15 protein-coding genes and 1 tRNA gene are annotated in these 20,660 nt (G+C 60.7%); 7 read left to right on the top strand and 9 right to left on the bottom strand.

Features of this window, described 5'->3' with window-relative positions; all coding sequences use genetic code 11:
• Positions 1 to 103 precede the first annotated feature (103 nt).
• Positions 104 to 1,591 (top strand): YdgA family protein, encoded by a 1,488-nt coding sequence (locus FX982_RS06830; protein WP_172610099.1) that lies wholly within the window; start codon positions 104 to 106, stop codon positions 1,589 to 1,591.
• Positions 1,592 to 1,642: 51 nt separating this feature from the next.
• Here FX982_RS06830 and FX982_RS06825 read toward each other — a convergent pair whose 3' ends face one another.
• The 5 genes from FX982_RS06825 to FX982_RS06805 all read right to left on the bottom strand — a co-directional run bounded on the left by FX982_RS06825 (position 1,643) and on the right by FX982_RS06805 (position 8,678).
• Positions 1,643 to 2,773, bottom strand: a complete 1,131-nt coding sequence (locus FX982_RS06825; RefSeq protein ID WP_172610098.1) for a mechanosensitive ion channel family protein — start codon at positions 2,771 to 2,773, stop codon at positions 1,643 to 1,645.
• A gap of 165 nt (positions 2,774 to 2,938) precedes the next feature.
• Positions 2,939 to 4,750: a J domain-containing protein gene (locus tag FX982_RS06820; protein WP_172610097.1), complete on the bottom strand. Its 1,812-nt coding sequence runs from the start codon at positions 4,748 to 4,750 to the stop codon at positions 2,939 to 2,941.
• A gap of 5 nt (positions 4,751 to 4,755) precedes the next feature.
• On the bottom strand, positions 4,756 to 6,450 hold the full coding sequence (locus FX982_RS06815) for a molecular chaperone HscC (RefSeq protein ID WP_172610096.1): 1,695 nt from the start codon (positions 6,448 to 6,450) through the stop codon (positions 4,756 to 4,758).
• 156 nt (positions 6,451 to 6,606) lie between these two features.
• A complete protein-coding gene (locus tag FX982_RS06810) occupies positions 6,607 to 7,761 on the bottom strand; it encodes an epoxide hydrolase family protein (RefSeq protein WP_172610095.1) in 1,155 nt (384 codons plus the stop codon).
• Entirely contained in the window at positions 7,758 to 8,678 is a 921-nt protein-coding gene (locus tag FX982_RS06805) for an NmrA family NAD(P)-binding protein (protein ID WP_172610094.1), read from the bottom strand. The genes FX982_RS06810 and FX982_RS06805 overlap by 4 nt, the downstream gene beginning before the upstream one ends.
• Before the next feature lie 115 nt (positions 8,679 to 8,793).
• Here FX982_RS06805 and FX982_RS06800 point away from each other — a divergent pair, with 115 nt between their 5' ends.
• Positions 8,794 to 9,420 carry a TetR/AcrR family transcriptional regulator gene (locus tag FX982_RS06800; protein WP_172610093.1) on the top strand — a complete coding sequence of 209 codons (627 nt, stop codon included), beginning with the start codon at positions 8,794 to 8,796 and terminating at the stop codon, positions 9,418 to 9,420.
• A 148-nt stretch (positions 9,421 to 9,568) separates the two neighbouring features.
• Here the strand turns inward: FX982_RS06800 and FX982_RS06795 are convergent, their stop codons facing one another.
• Together FX982_RS06795 and FX982_RS06790 are read right to left on the bottom strand one after the other, a co-directional pair.
• On the bottom strand, positions 9,569 to 10,825 hold the full coding sequence (locus FX982_RS06795; protein WP_172610092.1) for an MFS transporter: 1,257 nt from the start codon (positions 10,823 to 10,825) through the stop codon (positions 9,569 to 9,571).
• A 253-nt stretch (positions 10,826 to 11,078) separates the two neighbouring features.
• Positions 11,079 to 11,155 (bottom strand) — tRNA-Arg (locus FX982_RS06790).
• A 325-nt stretch (positions 11,156 to 11,480) separates the two neighbouring features.
• Between FX982_RS06790 and gabD the strand changes: the two genes are divergently transcribed.
• The 3 genes from gabD to FX982_RS06775 all read left to right on the top strand — a co-directional run bounded on the left by gabD (position 11,481) and on the right by FX982_RS06775 (position 15,785).
• Positions 11,481 to 12,923, top strand: coding sequence for an NADP-dependent succinate-semialdehyde dehydrogenase (gabD, locus tag FX982_RS06785; RefSeq protein ID WP_172610091.1), 1,443 nt, complete (start codon positions 11,481 to 11,483; stop codon positions 12,921 to 12,923).
• 193 nt (positions 12,924 to 13,116) lie between these two features.
• Positions 13,117 to 14,397, top strand: a complete 1,281-nt coding sequence (gene gabT / locus FX982_RS06780; RefSeq protein WP_172610090.1) for a 4-aminobutyrate--2-oxoglutarate transaminase — start codon at positions 13,117 to 13,119, stop codon at positions 14,395 to 14,397.
• 164 nt (positions 14,398 to 14,561) lie between these two features.
• Positions 14,562 to 15,785: an HDOD domain-containing protein gene (locus tag FX982_RS06775; RefSeq protein ID WP_172610089.1), complete on the top strand. Its 1,224-nt coding sequence runs from the start codon at positions 14,562 to 14,564 to the stop codon at positions 15,783 to 15,785.
• A gap of 27 nt (positions 15,786 to 15,812) precedes the next feature.
• Here the strand turns inward: FX982_RS06775 and FX982_RS06770 are convergent, their stop codons facing one another.
• Together FX982_RS06770 and desA are read right to left on the bottom strand one after the other, a co-directional pair.
• On the bottom strand, positions 15,813 to 16,790 hold the full coding sequence (locus tag FX982_RS06770) for a GGDEF domain-containing protein (protein WP_122536733.1): 978 nt from the start codon (positions 16,788 to 16,790) through the stop codon (positions 15,813 to 15,815).
• A gap of 139 nt (positions 16,791 to 16,929) precedes the next feature.
• Entirely contained in the window at positions 16,930 to 18,114 is a 1,185-nt protein-coding gene (gene desA, locus FX982_RS06765; protein WP_172610088.1) for a delta-9 fatty acid desaturase DesA, read from the bottom strand.
• Positions 18,115 to 18,291: 177 nt separating this feature from the next.
• Here desA and dibA point away from each other — a divergent pair, with 177 nt between their 5' ends.
• Positions 18,292 to 20,214, top strand: coding sequence for a phosphodiesterase DibA (gene dibA, locus FX982_RS06760; RefSeq protein ID WP_172610087.1), 1,923 nt, complete (start codon positions 18,292 to 18,294; stop codon positions 20,212 to 20,214).
• Between the two features lie 203 nt (positions 20,215 to 20,417).
• The gene (gene oscA / locus FX982_RS06755) at positions 20,418 to 20,600 is read left to right on the top strand and encodes a sulfur starvation response protein OscA (RefSeq protein ID WP_065990977.1); all 183 of its coding nucleotides are present in this window, start codon (positions 20,418 to 20,420) and stop codon (positions 20,598 to 20,600) included.
• Positions 20,601 to 20,660: the final 60 nt, after the last annotated feature.

Genomic DNA, 20,660 nt, shown 5'->3' with positions numbered 1-20,660 from the left:
GGCAGCGCAAGGTGCTGCTCGGCCGCTTTGTGTGGCGCCGAAACCCTCCGGGGTCAAGGAAGGCAAGACCTCTCTTCAAGAACGGACATCTTCGAGTCGACACATGAAAAAATCAGTCAACATCGCCGTAGGCGTCATTGTGGTTGCGGGCGTCCTTATCACTGCAGGCGCCTGGTACACCGGAAAACGGCTGGAAGGCGCGCTCAACGACGCCATCCAGCAGGGCAATCAGCAGCTTCAAGCTGCGTTTGTCGGCCATGAAGGCAAGGCGAGTGTTGAGCTCCTTTCTCTGGACCGCCACTTTTTCACCAGCACTGCGCACTACAAGCTGAATATCCAGGACCCCAAATTCAATGACGGTCAGCCGGTCGAGCTGCTGTTTGTCGATAACATCGAGCACGGCCCATTGCCGTGGAGCCGCGTGAAATCGCTGCAACTGCTGCCGGTCATGGCCGCCAGCAACATGCAGATCGAGAAGAACGCCTTCTCCGAAAAATGGTTTGCCATGACCAACGGCCAGCCGCCGCTGACCGGCCACTTCAGCATGGGGTACGACCGCGCCGCATTGGGTCGTGTTGAATTGCTGCCGTTTGAATTCACCGATCAGACCGGCGCGTTCAAGTTTTCCGGTTTCACCCTGAATGCCTCGGGCTCGGGTGACGGCCAGAAGCTCGAAGCCAACGGTGTACTGGGCAGCGTCGACGTCACCGCAACTTCCGAAGAAGGCCCTGTGCACCTGACGCTCAAGGACTTCACCTTCAACACCGTTGGCACCAAGGGCAAATCGGGTTTCTACCTGGGTCATACCGACGCGAAAATCGCCTCGGCGACATTCCAGGCGGCGGGCCAACCGGCCATTCAGCTCAAGGACTTCGTCAACACCAGCCTGTTGCAGGAAGTGGAAGGCAACTTGAATGCTCAGGTGACCTATGACGTCGGCAACATCAGCTTCAACGGCAGCGACATCGGCGCCATGCAGATGCTCTGGAAGTTCGGCAATTTCGACATCGCGTCAACCCAGGCGCTGATGAAGATCTATCAGGAGAAAGTTCAGCCTCAAGCCCAGGCCGCCGCAGCAATGGGTGAAACCTACACGCCGCATTTGAGCCCGGCTGATGAGGCGCTGGTGCAGGCCGAGGTCAGCAAACTGCTGAGCGCCAAGCCGCACATCGAGCTGGAGAAGCTTTCGCTGAAAACAGCCAGCGGCGAGAGCCAGTTCAGCCTGTCGATGGACCTGGGCAACCCTTCGGCGCTTGATCAGCCGGGTGCGGAATTGCTCAAGCAGTTGCTCACTCAGCTTGACGCCAAACTGGTGCTCTCCAAGCCGATGATCAAGGACCTGGCCGCACTGCGTGCCAAGTCTGCCGGTCTGACCGACCCTGCCGCCATCGCGCAACAGGCGCAGGGCGCAGCGGAATCGGTCGGTGGCATGGCGGTCATGTTGCAAGTGGGCAAGGTCGAGGGCGACAACATTGTCTCCAGCCTGCATTACGCCAACGACGTGGTGGACTTCAACGGCGTGAAGATGCCGGCGCAACAGTTTGCCGCAATGATGATGGGCAAGTTTGTGATGTTCAGCGGCGGGCAGTGAGTCTGGTCCGGCCACCGCTGAGGTGGCCGGGCAACTTGCTTTTAACTGTCGTCAGACCGGCGGCTGACGCGCGATTTCTGTGGGCGCTTCGTGGCCTTCGCGCTCCGGCTGCACGGTGCGCGAGGACATCTCCGCACGCAGCTGAGGCAGGCACTGCGGATATTGCCGGGCGACGAAACTGATCAGCCGCTCGCGCATGTGGCATCGAGCATCCCAGCTGCGTGATGAGTCCGCCGAACTCAACAACACCCGCAATTGCATCGCCTTGGCGGTGGTGTCAGTCACCTGCAACACGCAGACGCGGCCATCCCAGAGGTGCGGGATTTCCTTGCAGATGCGCTCCGCCTCTTCGCGCAACTCCTCCAGTGGCAACGCGTAATCCACCCACAAAAACACCGAGCCAATCAGGCTCGACGTGCTGCGGGTCCAGTTCTGGAAGGGCTTCTCGATGAAGTACTGCAGCGGAATCACCATCCGCCGTTCATCCCAGATCTTCAGCACCACGTACGTGCCGCTGATCTCCTCGATGCGACCCCACTCACCCTCAACGATCACAACGTCATCCAGGCGAATTGGCTGAGAGATTGCGATCTGCAGGCCTGCGATCAAGTTGCCCAGCACCGGCTTGGCGGCGAAACCCGCCGCCAGCCCCGCGAGACCTGCCGATGCCAGCAGACTCGTGCCGATCTGTCGCACTGGCGGGAAGCTCATCAGAATCAATCCGGTGCCGAACAACAGCACCAGCACATTCAGGCAGCGCACCAGCACCCGCACTTGGGTCTGGATGCGGCGGGCCTGGAGGTTGTCTTCGATGTCCAGCGGGTTGCGGATCGCGACCGCTTCGCCAATCGCCTTCACGCAACTCAACGCCAGCCAGGTAAACCCGGCCACCACCAGCATGCCGTTCAGGTGCCGGACGCCGTTGATCAACATCAGGTCATCGGGGGCGGAGGTCCAGACCGTTTGCAGGGCCAGCAGCGGGATCAGCCACAGCGTGGGCGGTTCGGCGCGGTGAATGAGCTGCTGGGCGAAGACGAACGACTTGGCGACGCGGCGGAGCAAGACCAGCGCAATCCAGCGTCCCAACAGTGCGATGCCGATCGCGACGGCGGCGGCCACGAGGGTGTTGAGCCAGGGCAACGGCAATGCGTTCAGCCAGGCTTCCGGAAGTACGTGTTCCATAGAGGGGTCACCAACAGGACGGTTCAAAGGCAAGAGGTGTGAGCTCCCTCAGCGCTCATTGTTCCCCTGATCAACCCGCCGGCTTAGAAATCGTGACGGGCTGGAATCAGCGAGCCAGAGCATCCGACACCTGTACTCCATGTCGAATGCGCTGGCCAGTCCAGACTAATGGCCGGGCGACGCCTGACTGTCCAGTTCACGCTGCAACCGGGTTCGAAGCCGCCAGCACTGGCTGATCTTCTGCTCTCGCGAATAGTTCGCGCAACGCTCAGGCAGCACCGCGTTTCTGCAGTCCTTGTCCATCAAATCCATTGCCTGCTCGCTGCTGCAATCAAGCTGGCCGGGCAGCGCTTTCGCAACTTGTCCGGAGCTGGAGGTCGGCACCGGCTTCGGTGCCAGCGGGTAGAGACTGAAATAGATCGCAGAGGCCGCGATGACGATGATCGACAGGAATATTTTGCGCGCGTTTACATGCAGGAATGTCCTCACCGCTTCGCGAATAGGGGCGTAAATCTGCGGGTGGCGATAGGGCGACAGAAAGATCCAGGCCAGCATCAGCAGCGCGTAGCACAGCACCGCGGCAGGCCCTTGGGACGAAAGGATCACCCCGATCAGCACCAGCGGCACGCCGTGCCGAACGACCAGTGCCTGCGATGCCGGCCAATGCAGCCATTCCGGAAGCAGCAGGTCGCTGAGCCATTCATCAGCGTCTTCGATGGCCAGGCACACCGGGCGCCAGACCCGCATGGCAATCCGGCACAGGCCGGTCATGAAAAACGGATACATCAGCAGCATCACCGCCGCTTTCACGCCATCAAGAGTGCCTTTCATCATCTCGTTCGGGATCATGAAAAGAGCTGTGAACAGTACCCAGCCAATCCATGTCCAGACAGCCGGGTTCATCGGCTCAACCCGCAAGGTTCGCCAGCTCTGCAGATCCGCCTCGGGGAAGACGTCGAGCATTTCCGGATAGCGATTGTTGATCGTCGAGCACAGGCGCTCGCAGGCAATCCACACGTCCGCGCTGCAGAATCTCGCCAGTCGCAGCCGATCAACCTTGCGCCCCGGCTGGAGCACCAGCCGCGCTGCCTTCTCTTCGACGCTGTCAGTCTTGCCGCCCGCCAGCAGGCGCTGCCAGTGTTCGATGTAGGCGTACTTCTCGCATCGTTCGATCAAATTCCGCCAGATAAACTCCGGCTCGGGAAACACGCCCTTGCGGTCGTCCCAACCAAAAAGCTCGCAGACCCTGTCGAACAGCGCAGCCGTCCACCCTTTGTGATTGTGCAGAAAGAACATGACCCAGCGCTGCAGCTGATCGCGGCGTTCCAGCGAGGCCAGCCACGGTTGCTGAGCCAGCGCCTGCAACGCCGCAAGAAACTGGCGCTCTTTGCCTTCGGCCAGCGCGCGTTCGAGCCGCGCGCCTTCGCTGTCGAGCAGCCGCTGGGTCAGCTGGATTTCCCGGTCTGCGCTGATGCGTAACGACTGCCACGGCGTCAGCCATTGCAGCTGGTTGATAGCGGCTTCAAGCAAATCGCCGTTAGACGAATTTGCTTCCAGACACCGATCAAGCAAGCGTTGTTGGAAGGGCAAATCGCGGCCTTGTTCCACCGCGCGCTGATGCTGGCGCGGCAGATTTTCTGCGGTGGTCTCTTCCACCAGCACGCGTGCAGCCTGCCGCGCCATGGCTTCGGCATCCGGTGCCGGCTGAACCAGATCGGCCGTAGTGTGCGCTGACGTTACGGTCTCGACCGAGAGCGCCGATGCCTGGCCGATGGTCACCGCAGGCGAGTCGAACTCATCGTCTTCGTCGGCACGATTTCGTGACCAATCGAGCGCTCGCTCGTAGGCTTCCCGCAGGCGCTGAAACGCCTCTGGATCCTCGTCCGGTCGTGTGACTTTCAACAGTTTTGCGTATTGACGTTTGACGGTCCGCTCATCGGCATCGTCGTTCAGGCCCAGCAAAGTCCAAGGGTTCATGGCGCTTACCATTCCCCTCGCTCGAAGCGTTCGACCTGCTCGGTCAGCCGCTTGCGCACTTCGCTGATCTGCCGTTCATCCTGGGTTTCGAGCACGTGCTGAAACTGGCTGGCCCATGCCCCGACCATCTCGCGCGCCTCACCCAGGTACTCCTGATACAGGCGCTCGAGCTTTGCAGTCATGTGCGTGTTCACTTGCTGCTCGCGAGGATGCGTCTTCAACGAGTCGAGGGCTTTAAGCCGCTCCTGAATCTCGGCAGGCGTCAGCACGCCGGGATTGTTTTCAATCACCAGCGTGTGCGCTTCCCCGGTCATCGGAATGCGCACGTCGGCTTCGAGAATGCCGTTGTTGTCGTAGGTAAACCGCACGTCCAGGTCGACTTCACCAGCAGGACGGCGAGGCACCTTGATCTCGAGTTCGCCCAGGGCCACGTTGTCCTTCACCTTGCGGCTCTCGCCCTGAAAGATCCTCACAACGACGAATTGCTGATGATCGCTGAGGGTGCTGACAGTCCTGACCCGGCTCACCGGAACGACGGTATTGCGCTCGATGATGGGCAGGTAGTGGCCGCTTTCGAAGTGCTCGCCGATGCGTTGGGTGGTCTCGATGCCCAGCGTGTACGGGCACACATCCGTCAGCACCACTTCCTCCAGCGCCGAGTCGCGCGCTTTTAGGGCGGCCTGAATTGCTGCGCCTTGAGCAACCACCTCGTCGGGGTTGAGCGTGATGGACGGGAAGCGGCCGAACAGGCTGGCCGTCAGTTTACGGATCAGCGGCATGCGCGTGGTGCCGCCCACCAGCAGGATTTCATCCAGATCGGCAATACGGATGCGCGCGTCACGCAGCGCTCGTTCGATCGGGGCGCGCAGACGGTCCAGCAGGGGCGCGTAGAGCTCGATCAGTTGCTCCTGGGTCACTGGCTTGCGCCACTCGCGATCGCCATGACGCAGCACGAAATCAACACTCGCTTCCTGGCCCAGCGCTTTACGCACGCGCTCGGCTTCGCGGCGAAGGGATTGCTTCACCGTCAGTGCAGGTGGAAATTCACTCTCTTGCTTGTGCAGCGCCACGAAATGCTCAAGCAGCACATTGTCAAAGTCCTCGCCGCCGAGGAAGTTATCCCCGGCGCTGGCGCGCACTTCCATGACACCGTCGAACAGCTCCAGGATCGACACATCGAATGTCCCTCCGCCCAGGTCAAATACCAGAAACGACGTCTCGCCTTCTTTCTGATGCAGCCCGTAGGCCAGCGCTGCCGCGGTCGGTTCATTGATGAGTTTTTCGACCTTCAGGCCGGCCAGTTCGCCGGCCACTTTTGTGGCCTTGCGCTGCGCATCGCTGAAATATGCCGGCACGCTGATTACCGCTTCAGTCACCGGCTCGCCGAGCGCCCGCTCGACGTCTGCTTTCAGGCTTTTCAGCACCAGCGCCGACAGCTCTTCCGGACGATATTTGCGCGCGCCGAGCTTCACTTCATGCGCGCTGCCCATGTGCCGCTTGAACAGCGCCGTGGTTGTGCCCGGATGAGTTTGCAGACGCTCCTGGGCTGCCTTGCCCACCAACACCTGTCCGTCGTCATCCAGCCCGACGACGCTGGGCGTCAGCAGTTCACCCAGCGCATTGCTGACCAGTTGCGTGCCGCCATCGCGCCATACGGCGACCAGACTGTTGGTGGTGCCGAGATCTATGCCGACGATCATGCCGAATATGCTCCTTGCGGGACTGCTGTGTGACTGTCCGAATAAATGAAAATGACGCTCTAGGTAAGGCGTATCGGCGACAGGTGGCGCGGCTTTAGACAGAGCATTGGACGATGACCGGCTGGCAGTGACAGGGGACAGCGCGCGGCGAATACATTAACGGAGCAGGCGAAAGGTATCTCGCACATGCTCGGTGAGCGTTGTCGGGTTCTCCATGGCAGCGAAGTGGCCACCGTGCTCGGCCTCTGCGAAGAATCGCAGGTCGTCGAAACGCGCCTCTGCCCAGCGCCGGGACAGGCGAAGCAGCTCGCCCGGGAACATGCTCACGCCTGCCGGGATGGGTATGGCGCGTGCAGGGCCTTGCTGTTGCATTTCGCGCATTCCTTCCCAATAGAACCGGACCGAGCTGGGTCCCGCATTGGGCAGCCAGTACAGCATGATGTCGTCGATCAACGCATCGACCTCAATGACTCGCTCGGGCTCTGCGCCGCTGTCGGAGGCATCCTGGAACAGCGCGTAAATCCACGCCGCCAGGCCAACGGGCGAATCTGCCAGGCCGAAGCCTATCGATTGCGGCCGGGTGCTTTGCACCTTCATGTAGCCGGACAGCTCTCGCTCATAGCGTTGCGCATCAGCCAGCATGCCTTGCTCTTCAGGGGTGGCCTGCGCGATTTCATCTTCAGTGGGTTGGTACATCACCATATTCAGGTGAATACCGATCAGGCCAGGCGGACGCATGTGCCCAAGCGCGGTAGTCACTGCCGCGCCCCAATCCCCACCCTGGGCGGCCCAGCGCTGGCCATATCCCAAGCGGTCCATCAATTGCGCCCAGGCCGAAGCGGTCTTGCCTACGCCCCAACCGGGTGAACGTGGTTTATCACTGAAACCAAACCCTGGAAGTGCGGGGATCACCAAATGGAATGCATCGCTGGCGTCGCCGCCATGGGCGGTCGGGTCGGTAAGTGGCCCGACCATCGCCCTGAACTCCAGAATGGAGCCAGGCCAGCCGTGGGTCATTAGCAAGGGCAGGGCGTCAGGGTGAGGCGAGCGTATGTGAAGAAAGTGAATGCCAAGACCGTCGATCTCGGTCCGGCTGCTGTTCCATTGGTTGAGTTGCGCTTCAGTGGCGCGCCAGTCATAACCGTTGCGCCAGCGTTCGACCAGCGCGCGAAGGCGTTCAAGCCGTGGCCCCTGGCTGTTGTCGGAGACGGTTTCCGGGTCAGGCCAGCGGGTTTGCGCCAGGCGCTGGGCCAGATCGTCGAGTTGCGCCTGGGGAATTTGAAGAGGAAACGATTCGATAGGGTGTGTCATTGCTTGATCCCTTGCACATGAGTACGGGCCAATGTGTCACGGACGGATGCCCATTCACGTTGGCCATAACGGTCGTTGTCCAGACTGAGCAGCTTGCCGCGTCCACTCATCATGTCTCGCAGGTATTGCATGCCTTGCCAGGCGGGGAAGGGCTTGTCACTGGCAGGCGTGAGCGCACGCACCATGTAGATCAGGGCGGACAGCGTGCCGATATTCCCGGGGCGCAGGGTGCGGTAATGCTGCCCGGTCAGCGCGGTGAGGATGTTGGCAATCTGCGCGGGGGAGACGCTGTTGCCGGCAATGCGCAGGAAACGCGGCGTGTTGTGATCGAGCGCGGCATCGGCGGTGAAGGCAGCGACGTCGTCCTTCGCAGTGAAGTCCAGCGGCTGTTGCGCATCGCCGAAATGCAGCACTCGGCGGCCGGGGAGCACAATAGGCGCGTCGCCTTCGAGCAGCTCCAGAAAGCCACCGTTGAGGATTGAGGTGACGGCGATGTCGGCTGTATCGAGACGGGTGGCGAAGCGCCGGCGAAGGTCCAGGTTGCGGTTCTCCCCAGGACGGGTGCGGGTGTAGTCGAGCGAATAATCCGAGGGAATGAACTTGGGGACCCCAGCGGCAACAGCGGCCTGCAACAGCCTGCCTTGCTGCTCGATGATCACCTCTTCCAGGCCGTTGAGCGTGGACACCACGCAACCTGAGCCGGCAATGGCACCGCGCAGGCCTTGAGCGTCATCCAGGGAAACGGGCGTGACGGTGACGCCGCTGCTGCGCAGAGCCGTCAGCCGGGCTTGTTCAGTGCCTGGCCTAACCAGCGCGAGGACATGGGCGCCGCGCTTAACCAGCGCCCGGACCAGACGTTGGCCCAAGTCTCCTGTTGCGCCAGCAACCACAATGGGTAAAGCAGTAGTTTGATCCACAAAGCGCCTTCCTGGTCGGTGTGAAAGGGGTGAGGAGGAGCGGCTGCCTGCGCCGATTTAACTGAACGTTACCGTTTAGTTGACGCGCAAACAAGGGGCAGGTAAGTTGCCGCCCATGACGTTGATCACGACCAAATCCAAAGGTGGCAGGCCCAGGCAAAGCCAGGCGGGCGATGCCGAGCGTCGATTGCTGGATGCTGCGCTGCAGCGCTTTTTAGCCAAGGGCGTCGAAGGCACTTCATGCGAAGACATCGCCCGGGCGGCCGGCGCCAGCAAAGCCACCCTCTATGCGCGCTATGCCAATAAAGAAGCGTTGTTCGAAGCCGTGGTGCGCCGCCATGTCGCGACCTTGTTGGCGCCTGCCGAGGCGATTCCCGCGCTCCCGCTGGAAGGTCGCCTGAGACACGTGGGCCAAGGCATCCTCGAGCATGCGCTGCAGCCCGAGACCCTGGCCATGATGCGCATGGTGATAGCCACTTCCAGTCGGACCCCGCTGCTGGCGGCCGAAGTGAACCGTATTGGCTGGGAAGGCGGCTTCACCAGAGTGCGTTCGGCCATCATGGCAGGCTCGGACCAACCCTCGGATCCTGATGCGCTGGCCCTTCAATTCATCGACTTGGTGTTCGCGCCCCATCAGCTCAGAGCGTTGTTGGGGGGAGACCGGGAGCAGTTGGTCCAAACCATTCCGGAGCGGGTGGAGTGGGGATTGAAGCTGGTGCGGGCCGCTGGTTTGTTGGGATGAGTGCTTTGTTTCTAACGGGGCATGCGCATAGCACGGCTCGTTTGAGCATGCATGCTGACGACGCTAATGCTGTTAGCTGCTAAAAGCCCTGAGCCCTCACAGTGAGCATCAATCCGACAAACGCCGACACTCGTCCAGCAGATGCGCTTCACCTGAACGTGAGCGTTGTATAGATCCAATACAGCAAAGCGACTGCACTGATGGCCGCCCCCAGTATGCAAACCGCCACCCACCCAAAGTGCGCGTAGGTATAAGTCGCCGCAATGGCGCCCAAGCCACTCCCGACGGAGTAAAAACACATATAAGCCCCAACGAGCCGGCTTTGAGCATCGGGCCGCGCGGCGAAGATCAAGCTTTGATTGGTGACATGAACCGCTTGCACAGCGAAATCCAGCAATACCACGCCTGCGATCATCGCCAGCAGGGAGCTTTCGACAAACGCAGTGGGCAACCATGAAAAAGTCAGCAACGCCAAAGCCACACCAGTGGTGCGATTGCCGAGCCCTTGGTCCGTCAGTCGCCCGGCCCGCGCGGCAGCCAGTGCGCCGGCGACTCCGGCCAAGCCGAAAAGTCCGATCTGGGTATGTGACAGCGACAGGGGAGGCGCACTGAGCGGCAGAACCATTGAAGTCCACAACACACTGAACGCTGCGAAGATGAGCAAGGCGAAAGTGCCCCTGACGCGCAGCGTGCGCTCTGTCAGATACAGCTGGAATACTGAGTGCAATAACGGCCAGTAACCGCCTTTCGCAGGGAGCGTGGTGGAGGCGGGCATGGTCCGGAATAACACCATCGCGATGCCGACCATCAAAATGGCGGACACGAAATAAACGCCTCGCCAGCCCGCCAGGTCAGCGACCGCCCCCGAGACGAAACGGGCAAGGAGAATACCCAGCACGACGCCACTGGTTACGGTGCCGATAGCCTCGCCCCGCTGCTCGGGGCTCGCCAATGTCGCGGCATAGGCAACCACCACTTGAACCACCACCGCCATCAGACCCACCAGCACCATCGCGCCGAGCAGCATGCCCCACGTCTGGGCCATGCCAACGGCGCACAGCGCCAGAGCGGACAGAAGCAACTGGGTGAGGATGAGTTTTTTGCGATTAAGCAGGTCGCCTAGCGGCACGATGAACAGCAGCCCCACTGCGTACCCGGCTTGGGTCGCAGTGACCACGACACCGATGGTGCCGGGCGAGACCGACAGGCTGGCGGCCATGGACTCCAGCAAAGGCTGGGCAAAATAGACGTTTGCCACTGCCAATGCGCAGGTCACCGCGAAGAGAAAGGTTTGATAGCGGCTCAGCGAGGAAGTCGAAGTGCCGCGGGAAGAGTTGGCATGGCCGCCGGTAGCCTTGTTGGCTTCGAGATCCATTATTACCGGGGCAGGAGATTTGAGCGGCATCAGTCCATCCTTGGATCTGGTTTTGAAACAAAACCGGGACGGGGGTTTTAGCAAATCCGGTTATCTGAGCGCAACCATCTCGAAGGCACTGCGCAGCTAGCGATTACTGGGTGCGGACGGAGGCTTTTTGATAAGCCGCTTCGCTTGGCCAAGCGCCTGTACGGAGTTGTAATCACAAAAAAGCCCGCACAATGCGGGCCTCTTCGTCTGTAGCGGATTTTCCAGGACGCGTTGCGCGAACCTGAATCAATAATGGTGCACCTGACGGGATTCGAACCCATGACCCCTGCCTTCGGAGGGCAGTACTCTATCCAGCTGAGCTACAGGTGCAATGCGGGCGCCATAATACTCATCTGGCCGACGTGCGTCCATGCCGGTGACTCACTGTTCTCAATTTCACACGTTTCGGCACATTGGCGGCTACGCTGATTCGCATTCATAACACCCCAACCCCAGCCGTTCTTTTTTTCGAACGCACTCTTGTCCTTTAAGCCTGTTGTCCCTAGGATTCGTTTGAGATTTCAAACGCCCCGCCCGGCCTTTCTTCTATTCTCCAACCAGGGCCGGCGACAGTCTTATCCGGCGGCAGTCTCGGTCGAGGCGCCCGCACACAACCATTCGCTCCGCCGCGCGCGGTGCTGTTCAGGAGGCCGCAATGCAGCTCAAAGACTCGAAGTTGTTCCGCCAGCAGGCGTACATCAATGGCGCCTGGGCTGATGCCGACAGTGGCCAGACCATCAAGGTCAACAACCCGTCGACCAACGAGATTCTCGGCACTGTGCCAAAGATGGGCGCTGCTGAAACCCGCCGCGCCATCGAGGCCGCTGACAAGGCGCTGCCGGCCTGGCGTGCGCTGACCGCCAAAGAGCGTGGCGCCAAGCTGCGTCGTTGGTTCGAACTGATGATTGAAAACCAGGACGACCTCGGTCGCCTGATGACCCTGGAGCAGGGCAAGCCGCTGGCCGAGGCCAAAGGCGAAATCACTTACGCGGCTTCCTTTATCGAGTGGTTTTCCGAAGAGGCCAAGCGCGTCTATGGCGACGTGATTCCGGGCCATCAGCCGGACAAGCGCCTGATCGTCCTCAAGCAGCCAATTGGCGTCACTGCGGCGATCACGCCGTGGAACTTCCCTGCCGCCATGATCACCCGCAAGGCCGGCCCGGCGCTGGCGGCAGGCTGCACCATGGTGCTCAAGCCTGCTTCGCAAACCCCTTACTCCGCACTTGCTCTGGCTGAACTGGCCGAGCGCGCTGGCATTCCGGCGGGCGTGTTCAGCGTGGTGACCGGCAGCGCGGGTGATATCGGCAGCGAACTGACCAGCAACCCGATCGTGCGCAAACTGTCGTTCACCGGCTCGACCGAGATCGGTCGCCAGTTGATGGCTGAATGCGCCCACGACATCAAGAAAGTCTCGCTGGAACTGGGTGGCAACGCGCCGTTCATCGTGTTCGACGACGCTGACCTGGATAAGGCCGTTGAAGGCGCGATCATTTCCAAGTACCGCAACAACGGGCAGACCTGCGTCTGCGCCAACCGCATCTACGTGCAGGACGCGGTCTACGACGCTTTTGCCGAGAAGCTGCAGGTGGCTGTCGCCAAGCTGAAAGTAGGCGATGGCCTGGCGGAAGGCACGACGACTGGTCCGCTGATCGACGAAAAGGCCGTGGCCAAGGTCAAGGAACACATCGCTGACGCTTTGAGCAAAGGCGCGAAAGTGCTGAGTGGCGGCAACAGCCTGGAAGGCAACTTCTTCGAACCGACTATCCTCGTCAACGTGCCGAAAAACGCCGCCGTGGCCAAGGAAGAAACCTTCGGTCCGCTGGCCCCGCTGTTCCGCTTCAAAGACGAAGCCGAAGTGATCGCCATGGCCAATGACACCGAGTTCGGGCTGGCGTCGTATTTCTACGCGCAAAACCTGAGCCGAGTGTTCCGCGTGGCGGAAGCGCTGGAGTACGGCATGGTGGGCATCAACACCGGCCTGATCTCCAACGAAGTCGCGCCGTTCGGTGGCGTCAAGGCATCCGGTCTTGGCCGTGAAGGCTCCAAGTACGGCATCGAAGATTATCTGGAAATCAAATACCTCTGCCTCAGCATCTGAACCCGCTGAGTGGCAGACTGAAGGACTGTTCGACAACCTGCGGGACGCGAGAGCGCCGTTTCGCAGGTTTCAGTGGCACCAACCTATTGGTGGCCGGGAGGCCGCGACAGTCGATCATCGTATGCTGTTGCTGTTGACCCCCGCTGCTTGATCCTTGAACCGCGCCGCCCGATGAGCGGCGAATGAGGAAATGATGAGCAAAACTAACGCATCCCTGATGAAACGCCGCGAAGCTGCTGTCCCACGCGGCGTTGGTCAAATTCACCCGATCTTCGCTGAGTCCGCGAAGAACGCCACCGTCACCGACGTCGAAGGCAACGAGTTCATCGACTTCGCCGGCGGTATTGCGGTATTGAACACCGGTCACCTGCACCCGAAAATCGTGGCGGCCGTACAAGAGCAGCTGACCAAGCTGACCCACACCTGCTTCCAGGTGCTCGCGTACGAGCCTTACGTCGAGCTGTGCGAAAAGATCAACGCCAAAGTCCCGGGCGATTTCGCCAAGAAAACCCTGCTGGTCACCACCGGTTCGGAAGCGGTTGAAAACGCCGTCAAGATCGCCCGCGCCGCGACAGGCCGTGCAGGCGTCATCGCCTTCACCGGCGCTTACCATGGCCGCACCATGATGACCCTGGGTCTGACCGGCAAAGTCGTGCCGTACTCGGCCGGCATGGGCCTGATGCCGGGCGGTATCTTCCGCGCCATTTACCCGAACGAGCTGCACGGCGTCAGCGTTGACGATTCGATTGCCAGCATCGAACGCATCTTCAAGAACGACGCCGAGCCGAAAGACATCGCCGCGATCATCATCGAGCCGGTGCAGGGCGAGGGCGGGTTCTACGTCGCGCCTAAAGCCTTCATGGCGCGCCTGCGTGAACTGTGCGACAAGCACGGCATTCTGCTGATCGCTGACGAAGTGCAGACCGGCGCTGGCCGTACCGGTACCTTCTTCGCCATGGAGCAGATGGGCGTGAGCGCCGACCTGACCACCTTCGCCAAATCCATCGCCGGTGGTTTCCCGTTGGCCGGCGTGTGCGGCAAGGCCGAATACATGGACGCCATCGCGCCGGGCGGTCTGGGCGGTACGTATGCCGGTAGCCCGATCGCGTGCGCTGCTGCGCTGGCGGTCATGGAGGTGTTCGAAGAAGAGCATCTGCTTGATCGTTGCAAGGCCGTTGGCGAGCGCCTGGTCACTGGCCTGCGTGCCATCCAGGCCAAGTACCCGGTCATCGGTGAAGTCCGCGCACTGGGCGCCATGATCGCCGTCGAGTGCTTCGAGAATGGCGACACCCACAAACCTAACGCTGCTGCCGTGGCACAAGTGATTGCCAAGGCCCGTGACAAGGGGCTGATCCTGCTGTCCTGCGGCACCTATGGCAACGTACTGCGCGTGCTGGTCCCGCTGACCTCGCCGGACGAGCAGTTGGACAAGGGCCTGAAGATCATCGAAGAATGCTTCGCTGAAATCGCCTGACTTCATGCCGATGAGCTGCAGGCACATTTGATAAAAATGTGACCGCTCCATCAGGAAAAACCTGCTTCGGCAGGTTTTTTCGTTAATGAGATCAGAAATTTCTCTCTCGGTTTGTCCCCCTTCTCAGTCTTTGACTAAGGTAAGGAGACTGATGCCGGAGAGTCATGATGACCGTTGTAGAGGCGCTAGCCGTTCCCCGCGTGTTGATCGCTGAAGCGGACCCGTGGGCCCGTGAGATGCTCAACGAATTGGTCCTGGATGTACGTTGCGACGCGCAACTGGATATCTGTTCAAACGGCCGTGAGGCCATCGAGCTGATGAGCGGGTACATCCCGGACCTGGTGATCGCATCCCGTGAGTTACCGGGCGTCGACGGACTGAGCCTGCTTCGCGGGCTGCGGCAGTTGCGTCGCCAGCCGCCGGTTCGTTTCATTCTGCTGAGCAGTCGCAGCGACAGCGTCAGTGTCCGCGAGGCCGTGCAGCTGGCGCCCACCGCCTACCTCACCAAACCCCTGAACATGGAAGGCCTGCGCCAACGGCTGGAAACGCTGCTGTTGCAGGATGGCGCGCAGGTTGCCTGTGCGGTACCGGCGTTGGCGCCGGGTGTCGGGCTGGATGCGTTTCTGGAGAAGCGCCGGGAAGTGGCCGATGGCGGGCCGCTATTCGTTGATGTGACGGCGGCGGTGGCCAGCAGTCGAGGGGCATCGGGTGTTGACCTGAAGCTGCTGGAAAAGGCGTTGAGCCACGACCCCCACGTTACCGCACTGCTGATTGCCGCGGCGAGCAGCGCGTCGCAACACCAGGGCAAGCCCGTGCAAACACTGGGTCAGGCGCTTGCCGTGCTGGGTGGCACCCAGAGCGTCAACCTGGTTCAGGGTCTGGCGCTCAAGCGCGGCGCGGTGCTGACGGATGCAGCGTTATTGCTTCACGCCACCGAAATCTGGGAGGTCTCGCAACGCACCGCCGAATGCGCGCGCACGCTGGCGCGCAAGCTGGATCTGGATCATGAGCGTTGTTATTGCGCCGGTTTGCTCAGGGGCCTGGGCGAGCTGACGGTGCTGCGCTGTTTGCAGGGCTGGCTGATTGCCGGCGGTTCGCTGGATGAGGCAACTGTTCGCCGCGCGCTGGCGCAGTATTCGGCCTCGTTCGGCTCGGCTTTGCGTACGCGCTGGCGGCTGCCGCTGGAGCTGCGCGAGTTGATCGCGGCGGTGTATCAATACAACACCGGCGTTTTTACCCGCGAAATTTTGGCAATGAATGTCGCGGGACAAATGGGCTCACTGGGACTTGAAGACCCGCTGCAGGCGCTGGCAAAAAGCAAATCGGCCCGACTGCTGAAGATCAGCGAGTCGGATCTGGAAGGGATGCGTCGCAAGACGGTGGCTTAGCCAGAGGCTGATTTCAGAAAAGCAGGCCTATACCAACACGATCTGATTCTTGCCCTGGCGCTTGGCCTGGTACATCGCGGCGTCAGAGCGGGCGTAGAGCGCTTCAAGGCTCTGGTCCTGTTCGCCGAGGTTGGTCAGCCCCTGACTGGCGGTGATACCGAAGGTTTTGTCATTGCACTGAAAGCTCAGGCGCTGAATCTCACGCTGTAACCGCTCGGCAATCTGCTGGGCCATTTCCGGCGCACAGCCTGGGAATACGGCGGCAAATTCCTCACCACCGATCCGCCCGAACAGATCCCCACGGCGCAGCGTCTTGCGCCCGCATTCGGCAATGCGTTGCAGCACCAGATCACCTTCCTGGTGGCCGTAGGTGTCGTTGACCAGCTTGAAATCATCCACGTCCAGCAACAGGAACGCCATCGGCGTGCCCTGCAGACGCGCCTGCTCGAACTCGCGTTGAGCGCATTCGAAGAAGTGCCGGCGGTTGCTGCTCTGGGTGAGAACGTCGGTGGTGGCCAAACGCTGCAGCTCGTCTTCGAGGTGCTTCTTCTCGGTGATGTCTTCGGCGATGCCCACCACGATCAGGCGCTGACTGTGCTCGACCTGATGACTGACAAAGCATTTGTCGCTCAGCCAGCGGACCTGGCCGTCAGCACGAATGATCCGGTACTCGCGGTCTTCGATGGAGCCCTTCTCAAGCACTTCGCTCAGGCTGCGCTCGGCGTAGTCCAGATCGTCGGGGTAAATGCTGTCGCGCCACTCGCTGTAGTCCGCGAGCAGCAAGCCGGCCGAGCGGCCGAAAATGCGCTCGTAGGCGGGGCTGACATAGATCATGCGTTGCGTCTGCCAGTCGAACGCCCATAACACGGCGTTGACGCTGACCAGCAGAGAACTGAACAGCTGCTCGCGCTCGCTGAGGCGCGCCACTTCCGCCTGGGCATGCATCAGCGCCAGAAGGGTTTCTGCTGCGGCGGGTGTCTCAACGTGGGGAGTCTGGTTGTCCATGAGCACTGCATCTCAGAATAAGGTGCGGCGCATGCCACAACATGTCACACAGCATAGTGCGAAGGTGTTAGTGAGATAGGACTAATGGCACTAAGTTCCGATCGGTGCCACCCAGACGAATGGTCACCGATCAACGGCATCAAGCGTGGTGAGGCCGCAGCGAGTAGGTTTTCAGCTGATCGGCGAAGTCACGCAGCGACTGAATACCGCTGGCTTCGGCCTCGTGGATCCATTCCTTGATGGCCGCCAGCATGTCGTGACCATTGCTGCTGGTCTTCGCCCAGATCTGCTGCAGTGCCAGACGTTTCTCGTAGATCACTTTCAGTGCCTGGCTGTGCTCCAGCATGGTCTGGATGCGCGCTTGATGCTTGTCTTCAAGCAGGCTGGGCTCGCGGGAAAGCAGGCGTTTGGCACGTCGGAACTGATGACGTACAGAGGCATCGGCTTTCGCCAGTTCCTGCGCAACCAACGGCGCGATGACCAACTTGCGGTACTGGGCCATGATCTGGAACCGGTTGTTCAAGATCGCCATCGCCGTGTCCATGTCCAGATGGCCCTTGCCTTCAACGCGGTGCGCAATCGGCGCGACCCGCTGCACTTTTGCCAGGCGCAGCCAGCTGAACACTTTGATCCACGCCCAGCCCATGTCGAACTCCCAGCGCTTGACCGACAGCTTGGCCGAGTTGGGGTAGGTGTGGTGGTTGTTATGCAGCTCTTCACCGCCGATCAAAATGCCCCAGGGCACCAGATTGGTGGCTGCGTCGCGGCATTCGAAGTTGCGATAGCCGACCGCGTGGCCAAGGCCGTTGACCACGCCCGCCGCCCACACCGGAATCCACATCATCTGGATCGCCCAGACGGTGATGCCGATCACGCCGAACAGGGCGAGATCAATCACGCCCATGATCGCCACACCCAACAGGGGATAACGCGAATATAGGTTGCGCTCGATCCAGTCCTCGGGACAGTTTTTGCCGTAGATGCGCAGCGTCTCCGGGTTTTCCGCTTCGGCGCGGTACAGCTCGGCGCCCTTGCGCAGCACGGTTGACAGGCCCTTGATGACCGGACTGTGCGGGTCATCGACGGTTTCGCATTTGGCGTGGTGCTTGCGGTGGATAGCGGTCCACTCGCGGGTGTTCTGCGCCGTGGTGAGCCACAGCCAGAAACGGAAAAAGTGCTTGAGCCCTGCGTTGAGTTCCAGGGAGCGATGCGCTGAATAGCGATGGAGGTAGACCGTGACGCCGACGATGGTGACGTGTGTCATCGCCAGGGTGACTGCGACCAATTGCCAGACGGAAAGGTCGAGCAGACCGTTGTTCCACATAGGCTGAGTTGCCCTCGGTTGTAACGCGTGCGATGTACGGATCCGCCTGAACGGACCCTGAGACAGAAGGGCGCATTATCACTTAGCTCACAGATAAAAACAGTCGGTGTTTCAGAGAAGCGTCGCAAGATGTTTCTTGCTCTATAATTTCCGACTTTCGCAAGGTCGTTTCTATTTATGTCGAGCATTACCCGGGATGCGCTACGCACCGCAACGTTGTACGGGCTTGTGTCGATGGTGTGGCTGGCGATCAATGACTACTTGCTGCCGCGGCTGATTGAAGAGCCGGCCGTGCTGGCGCGAGCGCAACAGGCTGGCGGTTACCTTTGGCTGGCGCTTAGCGCAGTGCTGATTTATCTGGCTCGCTCGCGACTGCTGGGGTTCATGGGCATCGCCGAGTTGGCGCGCCGGGATGAGGACATGCAGCGTTTGCGACTGGCCGCGGCCGTGTTCGATACCACGCTGGAAGGCGTGCTGGTCACTGATGCCACAGGCGTGATCGTGCATGTGAATCGCGCCTTCAGCGAGATCACCGGGTATCAGCAGGACGAAGTGCTGGGTTTGCGCCCGAGTACGTTCAAATCAGGGCGCCATGGCCCTGAATTCTACGAACGCATGTTCAAGACCATTCTCAGCGCCGGGCAGTGGAGCGGCGAGATCTGGAACCGGCGCAAAAGCGGCGAGATCTACCCGCAGTGGCAAAGCATTCGTCCGATCAGGGATGAGCAGGGCAAGATCACTCAATTCGTTGCGGTGTTTTCCGACATTTCTTCGATCAAGCATTCCGAGCGCGAGCTGGCGCATCTCGCCCATTACGACCCGCTGACCGGTCTGCCCAATCGCCTGCTGTTCACTGACCGTGCCGAACAGGCGCACACCCACGCACGTCGCAACAAGCGCAGCCTGGCGCTGTTGCTCGTCGATCTGGACCACTTCAAGCACATCAACGAAAGCCTCGGCCACAGCGCCGGGGACGAAGTGTTGAAAGCTGCTGCCGAGCGCCTCCAAATCCATCTGGAGAAGGGCGTCACGCTGGCGCGGCTGGGCGGCGACGAATTCGCGATTCTGCTCGAAAACGCCCAGCAGGTCGCTCAATCCGCCGAACTGGCGCAGACCATTCTGGAGGGACTGCGTGAGCCTTTTATGGTCAGCGGGCAATCGCTGTTTCTGACGGCCAGCGTCGGCATCAGCATCTTCCCCTACGATGCGCTGACCGCCGAACAGCTATTGCGTAATGCCGACGCCGCGCTGTCTCAGGCCAAGCATCAGGGGCGTGAAAGCTACGCGATGTACACCGCCGAATTGACTGCCCATGCCCAGCGCCGCGTCGAGTTGGCCGCCGAGCTGCGACAGGCTGTCGAGGAGCACGAACTGCGAGTGTTTTATCAGCCGATTCATAACCTCCACAGCCGCTGTATCGAGGGCGTTGAGGCGTTGGTGCGCTGGCAGCATCCGGCGCGCGGTATGGTCTCGCCCGGTGAATTTATCCCCATCGCCGAGCAAAGCGGACTGATCGCCGACATCGACAACTGGGTGCTGACCGAAGCCTGTCGGCAGATGGGGGAGTGGCTTGCGGAGGGCGTGGCGATCTCCTACGTCGCGGTCAACGTGTCCAGTCGACTGTTTGGTCGTGGAGATCTTGATCGTCGGGTGGCCAAGGTGCTGGACGAAACCGGCCTGGCGCCGGAGTTTCTGGAGCTGGAGGTCACCGAAAGCGCGATCATGGACGACCCCGACCAAGCCATCGAACAGATGCACCGACTGCGGGACCTGGGGCTGAAATTGTCTATCGACGATTTCGGCACAGGGTATTCCTCGCTGCTGCGGCTCAAGCGCATGCCGGTGCAGAAACTCAAAATCGATCAGGGGTTTGTGGCCGGATTGCCGGACGACGATGACGACATCGCTATCGTCAACGCCATCATCGCTCTGGCACGGGCCATGGGCATGCGCGTGCTGGCAGAAGGCATTGAGCAGGCCAATCAAGCCGGCTTCCTGCTCAAGCACAACTGTGAACTGGGCCAGGGCTACTGGTTTGCGCGGCCCATGCCGGCGGAACAGATCGACTGGCACCATGCGCCGGTTTTTGTCTCTGCTTAAGACGGCAGCATGGCCACCGCTTACAGGTCCCATCGCCGCTTTTAAAGCGGCTGGCTGAACACACCCTCCGTAAATGCCTTTTGGTTATATCTGCATTCTTAAATAGTCTTTTTAAGAATATCTCTGCGTCTCTAATATCGCGCTCACGCCACAAGCAGCGTTTGCCCCCACGCTGCGGCAAAAATCTTTCAAGGAGCACGAACATGAGCGCATCTCTACGTAGCGTTGACGGCCAGGACGAAGCAAGCATTTTGCGTGAAATTCAAAGCGCGCTGCGTGACCTGCGCTTTGGCGCGGTTGAGATCACGGTGCATAACGCGCAGGTGGTCCAGATCGAGCGCAAGGAGAAATTCCGCCTGCAGAATCCGAGCAACAAGCAGGGTTGAGCCACGCTCCCGCATGACGAACACCGCATGACCTAGAACTAGAAAAATCCAACAACACCA

The organism is Pseudomonas graminis (genome assembly GCF_013201545.1).
Taxonomy (GTDB): domain Bacteria; phylum Pseudomonadota; class Gammaproteobacteria; order Pseudomonadales; family Pseudomonadaceae; genus Aquipseudomonas.
This window is presented reverse-complemented; position numbering and strand designations above follow the sequence as displayed.

What these genes read in the sequence shown, in the direction of transcription:
- FX982_RS06830 (WP_172610099.1), top strand. Translation starts at nt 104, where the DNA reads ATGAAAAAATCAGTCAACATCGCCGTAGGCGTCATTGTGGTTGCGGGC.
- FX982_RS06825 (WP_172610098.1), bottom strand. Translation starts at nt 2,773, where the DNA reads ATGGAACACGTACTTCCGGAAGCCTGGCTGAACGCATTGCCGTTGCCC.
- FX982_RS06820 (WP_172610097.1), bottom strand. Translation starts at nt 4,750, where the DNA reads ATGAACCCTTGGACTTTGCTGGGCCTGAACGACGATGCCGATGAGCGG.
- FX982_RS06815 (WP_172610096.1), bottom strand. Translation starts at nt 6,450, where the DNA reads ATGATCGTCGGCATAGATCTCGGCACCACCAACAGTCTGGTCGCCGTA.
- FX982_RS06810 (WP_172610095.1), bottom strand. Translation starts at nt 7,761, where the DNA reads ATGACACACCCTATCGAATCGTTTCCTCTTCAAATTCCCCAGGCGCAA.
- FX982_RS06800 (WP_172610093.1), top strand. Translation starts at nt 8,794, where the DNA reads ATGACGTTGATCACGACCAAATCCAAAGGTGGCAGGCCCAGGCAAAGC.
- FX982_RS06795 (WP_172610092.1), bottom strand. Translation starts at nt 10,825, where the DNA reads ATGCCGCTCAAATCTCCTGCCCCGGTAATAATGGATCTCGAAGCCAAC.
- gabD (WP_172610091.1), top strand. Translation starts at nt 11,481, where the DNA reads ATGCAGCTCAAAGACTCGAAGTTGTTCCGCCAGCAGGCGTACATCAAT.
- gabT (WP_172610090.1), top strand. Translation starts at nt 13,117, where the DNA reads ATGAGCAAAACTAACGCATCCCTGATGAAACGCCGCGAAGCTGCTGTC.
- FX982_RS06775 (WP_172610089.1), top strand. Translation starts at nt 14,562, where the DNA reads ATGATGACCGTTGTAGAGGCGCTAGCCGTTCCCCGCGTGTTGATCGCT.
- FX982_RS06770 (WP_122536733.1), bottom strand. Translation starts at nt 16,790, where the DNA reads ATGGACAACCAGACTCCCCACGTTGAGACACCCGCCGCAGCAGAAACC.
- desA (WP_172610088.1), bottom strand. Translation starts at nt 18,114, where the DNA reads ATGTGGAACAACGGTCTGCTCGACCTTTCCGTCTGGCAATTGGTCGCA.
- dibA (WP_172610087.1), top strand. Translation starts at nt 18,292, where the DNA reads ATGTCGAGCATTACCCGGGATGCGCTACGCACCGCAACGTTGTACGGG.
- oscA (WP_065990977.1), top strand. Translation starts at nt 20,418, where the DNA reads ATGAGCGCATCTCTACGTAGCGTTGACGGCCAGGACGAAGCAAGCATT.